This window comes from Streptomyces botrytidirepellens, assembly GCF_003721215.1.
GTDB classification, from domain to species: domain Bacteria; phylum Actinomycetota; class Actinomycetes; order Streptomycetales; family Streptomycetaceae; genus Streptomyces; species Streptomyces himastatinicus.
Genome location: NZ_RIBZ01000217.1, coordinates 1 through 5,590, shown reverse-complemented (window position 1 = coordinate 5,590; position 5,590 = coordinate 1). Strand labels below are relative to the sequence as shown.

General features: G+C 71.0%; 4 protein-coding genes and 2 pseudogenes. All 6 read left to right on the top strand.

What is annotated here, in order from left to right:
* Positions 1-288 precede the first annotated feature (288 nt).
* On the top strand, positions 289-1,989 hold the full coding sequence (locus EEJ42_RS16445) for a PE-PGRS family protein (protein ID WP_246096796.1): 1,701 nt from the start codon (positions 289-291) through the stop codon (positions 1,987-1,989).
* Positions 1,990-2,191: 202 nt separating this feature from the next.
* Positions 2,192-3,861 (top strand): annotated as a pseudogene (locus EEJ42_RS16440) (phage tail sheath subtilisin-like domain-containing protein).
* 96 nt (positions 3,862-3,957) lie between these two features.
* Positions 3,958-4,401 carry a phage tail protein gene (locus tag EEJ42_RS16435; protein ID WP_123100677.1) on the top strand — a complete coding sequence of 148 codons (444 nt, stop codon included), beginning with the start codon at positions 3,958-3,960 and terminating at the stop codon, positions 4,399-4,401.
* Positions 4,401-4,883 carry a hypothetical protein gene (locus tag EEJ42_RS16430; protein ID WP_123100676.1) on the top strand — a complete coding sequence of 161 codons (483 nt, stop codon included), beginning with the start codon at positions 4,401-4,403 and terminating at the stop codon, positions 4,881-4,883. Before EEJ42_RS16435 ends, EEJ42_RS16430 begins: the two co-directional genes overlap by 1 nt.
* Complete coding sequence (locus EEJ42_RS50890) at positions 4,880-5,035, top strand: DUF6760 family protein (protein ID WP_179936315.1); 156 nt, start codon at positions 4,880-4,882, stop codon at positions 5,033-5,035. The genes EEJ42_RS16430 and EEJ42_RS50890 overlap by 4 nt, the downstream gene beginning before the upstream one ends.
* Positions 5,036-5,590 (top strand): annotated as a pseudogene (locus tag EEJ42_RS16425) (hypothetical protein); the annotation flags it as partial.

Below are 5,590 nucleotides of genomic sequence, written 5' to 3'. Positions count from 1 at the left end.
GGTGGCCGAGCCGCCGGGGTCCACGGTGGTCGAGGCGGGTTCCAGAGAGGTCCAAAGGCTCACCGCAACGACGCTATGGCGGACGCCCGCCCGCTGTCGCAGGCGTCGGGGCAGGTTCCGTTGCCTGAAAGCACCGCCGCGTTGCCCTGCCGGGCGGGCCGTCGGCCCCGGTACCCGCCGCGGCCCCCGGGGCTGCCCTCACGGCTGCCCCGGCGCCTCTACCGGCATGCCCCGCAGCGTGTTAGCCAGAGGGGGCGGACGTACCGGATCAAGGAGGCGGCGAAGCCCATGCACGCAGGACGAAAGCCGGACCACGACCAGTCCTCCGACCGGTCCAGGTCCCCGGTCCGCCCCGCACCGGACCGCGTCACCGCGAAGCCGGACGTACCCGTAGGGCCCGGCGGCCCGATGACGCCCGGGCAGATGATCGCCCTCCAGCGCACCGTGGGCAACCTCGCGGCGAGCACGGTGATCGGGCAGGCGACCGTCCAGCGGGCGGGGGAGGGAAGCGCGAGCGCGGCCACCGCCGAGCAGCCCGCCAAGGACGGCAACACCAAGGACGTCAAGGGCAAGGAGGTGATCTACCGGCTGAGCCGGTCGATCGAAAGCCGCGCCGTCGAGAGCAAGCTGAAGCCGAACGTCTGGGCGCCGGGCACGTGGTATCCGGAGAAGCTGATGCTGGAGGGGAAGATGCGCCTGAGGCGCACCCTGGACCGGCGGGTGCTCGCCGGTGAGGTGTTCACCGCGCAGGACTTGGCGGACATCGAGGCGCTCACGACGGTCAACCCCACGTGGCTGAAGGACGTGGGCATCGGCACGATCGAGGATGCCAAGGCGTACACCACCAAGGGCAACTACAAGGACTGGCTGAAACTCCCCTCGGGCACGCGCGTCCTCACCGCGACCCTGGCCTACAACAACCATCTGAAGGGCGCGCCCGTCCCGGACGCTCCGGACTACACGCTCGGCCGCTTCTTCAACACCCAGGGGAGCAACCTCACGGAGGCGCAGAAGCAGCCCCTGAGGGACGAGCGCGACGAGCAGATCCGGCAGACCGCCGTCCGCACGCTGCACCCGGCCGCGATTCCGCCCCAGGACATGCACGCCGACGCGAACAAGGCGCACGTCACCCAGCACCAGAAGAAGGCCGACAAGGCCCGCGACGTCTTCACCAACGTCCTTCTCGTCCTCCAGCACGGACTGAAGATCTACGACAAGGAGCAGAAGCAGCACATCGACTACCGGGACGGCGACGTCATCCGGGCCCTCGCGCACGGCGGCCGGGTCAACATCCGCATCCCGGCGCTGAGCGCAGGGGACTCGGCCACGGCCCTGCCGGAATTCCTGGGCGTCACCGACGACAAGGGGAAGCCCACGCAGTTCGTCGACGAGCGGGACTACGCCACGCACGGCATGGACATCGAGAAGAACAAGCCCGGTAAGCGGGGCACGTTCAAGGAGACGGGTGGGGGCCTCGTCTCCCTCGGGAACCGCATCAAGCCGGATGGTCCGGACATGTGGGGCCTGGACGTGCCCGGTGGCGGCTTCGGTACGAAGGACTGGAACGGCGATGTGGTCCTGCCGACCGGATCGCACGGCCACATGCTGCTGGTCTTCACCGCGCCGACCAAGGTGAAGGACGGCTCCCTGTTGATCGGCATCGAGACGATCGGGCCCCACAAGCCCAGCCCGGTTGGTTACCAGCACGACTTCCGGTCCACCGAGGCCACGTCCAACCCCGAGACGGTCTGGCACGGACACAAGCGCGACAAGATCGGTTCCGGCGGAACGGCCAAGAACGAGCGCTACGTGGACCTGAAGGAGCTGGGGGACGCACAGGGACACGGGGACTGGCGCGCGTTCCTGGACGACATCAAGCAGGGCTGGTACGCCGAGCTGGACAAGACCAAGGACGGCTCGGACGAGCGGCAGGCGCTGTACCACCAGCTCGTCGGCCGGCGGCAGCACTTCTACGGGCAGACGGACTGATCCGGGCCGATCCGGGTACGCGACGTGCACCCGGGCACGGCGGGACCGGGATCGGGGTCTGCCCGCCTGGCTCCGCCCATACCTTCGGGCACCGGCTCTGCCCCCTGGCAGGTCCCGAGGGACCTAGCCGCGCTGTGGCAGCCCGGTCAAGGGTGTGAAGGTCCCACGTTCTTCCTCACCCTTACCCCGAGGAGCACAGCGCATGCCGTCGTATCTGTCGCCGGGCGTCTATGTCGAGGAGGTCGCCAGCGGCTCCCGCCCGATCGAGGGGGTGGGCACCTCGGTGGCCGCCTTCGTCGGGCTCGCTCCCAGCGGGCCGCTGAACACCCCGACGCTGGTGACCAACTGGTCCCAGTACGTCGCCGCTTTCGGCGAGTTCACCGACGGGTACTACCTCGCGCACTCCGTCTACGGGTTCTTCAACAACGGCGGCTCCGCCGCGTACGTCGTACGCATCGGCGGCGCGCCCGGCGGGGAGGAGGCCGGAACCGCCGGCGCCCCGGCCGCCGTGGCGGGATCCGCAGCCGCCCCGGCCCAGCTGCCCCCGGGCGCGCCCACCGAGCTGGGCACGTTCTCCGTACGGGCCCTGACCCCCGGCGGCGCGCTCAGCGTCGAGGTGGCGGACCCGGAGGGCGAGGGCCCGGCCGAGCGGTTCAAGCTGATCGTCAAGGACGACGGCAAGGTCGCCGAGACCTTCGACGTGAGCGCGAAGAAGGGCAACCGCTCCTACGTCGTCACGCAGGTCAAGGAGCGCTCCAAGCTGATCACCGTCCAGGAGGCGGCCCCCGCCGGGCAGCTGGCCCGGCCGGAGAACCAGACCGTCGCCCTGGTCCGTCCCGCCCCCGCCGCCCCCGCGCCCGCGGGTGCCCCGGCCGAGACGTCCGCCGCCCACCCCGGCCCCGCCGAGTACCTCGGCGACTCCGCCGACCGCACCGGCTTCGGCGGCCTGGAGGCGGTCGACGAGGTCTCGATGGTCGCCGTCCCCGACCTGATGGCCGCCTACCAGCGCGGCGCGATCGACCTGGAGGCGGTCAAGGCCGTCCAGCTCGGGCTGATCGCCCACTGTGAGCTGATGGGCGACCGCGTCGCCGTCATCGACCCGCCGCCCGGCCTCAACGCCCGTGACATCAGGGTCTGGCGCCAGGAGACCGCGGGCTACGACTCCAAGTACGCGGCCGTCTACTACCCCTGGATCAAGATCTTCGACCCGGCCACCGGCCAGGGCCGCATGGTCCCGCCGAGCGGTCACGTCGCCGGGATCTGGGCGCGCAACGACTTCGAGCGCGGCGTGCACAAGGCCCCCGCCAACGAGGTCGTCCGCGGCGTCGTCGACCTGGAGAACCAGGTCACCCGCGGCGAGCAGGACCTGCTCAACCCGATCGGCGTCAACTGCATCCGCGCCTTCCCCGGCCGCGGCATCCGCATCTGGGGCGCCCGCACCCTCTCCTCCGACCCGGCCTGGCGCTACATCAACATCCGCCGGTACTTCAACTACCTGGAGGAGTCGATCCTGATCGGCACCCAGTGGGTGGTCTTCGAGCCCAACGACCACCAGCTGTGGGCCCGCATCCGGCGCAACGTCTCCGCGTTCCTGGTCAACGAGTGGCGCGCCGGCGCCCTCTTCGGCTCCAGCCCGGAGCAGGCCTTCTACGTCAAGTGCGACGAGGAGACCAACCCGCCGGAGTCGGTGGACCTGGGCCGGGTCATCTGCGAGATCGGCATCGCGCCCGTCAAGCCCGCCGAGTTCGTGANGAGTCGGTGGACCTGGGCCGGGTCATCTGCGAGATCGGCATCGCGCCCGTCAAGCCCGCCGAGTTCGTGATCTTCCGGCTGGCCCAGTTCTCCAGCGGAAGCGGCGAGCTGGAGGAGTAGCGGTTCCGGGCGGCGCGCGCCCGCGCGCCGCCCCTTCTCCGCCCCTTTTCTTCCGTCCAGTCGGTGCATCAGTAGCAGAAGGACAGACAGCGGTTCATGAGCCTCCAGCCCGGTGATTCCTTCACCTCACACAATTTCGGCATCCAGATCGACGGCGTCATGGTCGAGTACCTCCAGGAGGTCAGCGGCCTGAGCTTCGAACAGGACGTCATCGAGTACCAGCAGGTCTCCGCGCAGGGCAAGCCCAAGGTCAGCAAGATGCCGGGCGTGCAGAAGGCGGGTCAGTGCACGGTCGTGCGCGGCATGACCCCGTCCCCGGCGTTCACCCAGTGGATCCAGCAGTCCATCAAGGGCCAGATGTCCACGGCCCGGAAGAACGCCACGATCATGGTGATGGACTACGAGCTGAACCCGGTCAAGCGGTACAACCTGCGCAACGCCTGGTGCAGCAAGATCGACGCCAGCACCGTCAAGGCCGGTGAGGCGTCGGCGCTGACCGAGACCGTCACCATCACCTTCGAAGAACTGGAAATCGAGTAATGCGCCGCACGGCCGTCCGCGCGCCGGCAGCGGAAGCCGCCCCACCGCCCGAGGCGGCCGTCGCGGCCCCGGCTCCGACCCCGTCCCCGGCGCCGGACCCCGAACCGCAGCGGCTGCGCACCGAGTTCGAGTTCGAGCTGCCGCGCGGCTACGTCGACGAGTCCGGCACCGTGCACCGCACCGGCACCATGCGCCTGGCGACCGCGCGGGACGAACTGGTGCCGCTGCGGGACGTCCGCGTCCAGGAGAACCCGGCCTACCTGTCGGTCGTGCTGCTCGGCCGGGTCATCACCCGGCTCGGCGGTCTGACCTCGGTGCACGACGGCGTGGTGGAGAACATGTTCGCCTCCGACCTCGCCTTCCTCCAGGACTTCTACCGGCAGGTCAACGCCGAGGGCCACACCCGGGCCGGGGTCACCTGCCCGCACTGCGAGCAGCCCTTCGAGGTGGAGCTCGGCGGGAGCCGCCTGGGGGAATCGTGACGTACGCGACCGACCGTCTCCACGAGGAGATCGCGTACATCGCCTACCACTTCCACTGGAGCCTGGAGGACATCCTGGACCTCGAACACGGCGACCGGCGGCGCTACGCGCGGGAGATCGCCTCTCTCGTCACCCGCGCCACGGAGGGGTAGATGGGACTGTTCGACAGACTCCGGGGCCAGTCGCGGGCGCCGCGCGGCGGAGTTGCCGCCGACGCGCCCGGGGAGACGTCCGGGCGGGCACCTGGGGAGGACGCCCGTCCGGACGCCCGTCCGGCATCCGCGGTGGGGATGCCGGGCGGTCCGTCCGCGTCCGGGTCCGCGTCCGGGGCCGGGTCCGCGGGCGACCGTACAGACCGCCGGGCGGCGGACGCGTGGGCTGGAATTCCCCCGATCCAGTCCACGGCCGCCGCTCGGCCCCCGCGCGGCGTCGCCGACCCCGCCTTCGGCGGCTCGCTCACCACGTGGCAGAACCCGTCCTTCACCGGAACGCTGTCGCACGCCGTCCTCGACGGCGCGCCGGGCGGCCTGATCCGGGGCGCCCTCAGCACGTCGGGCAGCCCGTCCCCGGACCTCGGCGCGCCCTCGCTGGCCCTGCCGATGGCCCGCCCTGAGCCGCCGCCCACGGAGACCCCGTCGTCCGGCGGCTCGCCGGGCCCCCTGGTACGCCCGGTCCCCCCGACCCCGGCCCGCCGCCCGACCCTGACC

Coding starts and splice junctions, on each gene's coding strand:
- EEJ42_RS16445 (WP_246096796.1), top strand. CDS start 289: ATGCACGCAGGACGAAAGCCGGACCACGACCAGTCCTCCGACCGGTCC.
- EEJ42_RS16435 (WP_123100677.1), top strand. CDS start 3,958: ATGAGCCTCCAGCCCGGTGATTCCTTCACCTCACACAATTTCGGCATC.
- EEJ42_RS16430 (WP_123100676.1), top strand. CDS start 4,401: ATGCGCCGCACGGCCGTCCGCGCGCCGGCAGCGGAAGCCGCCCCACCG.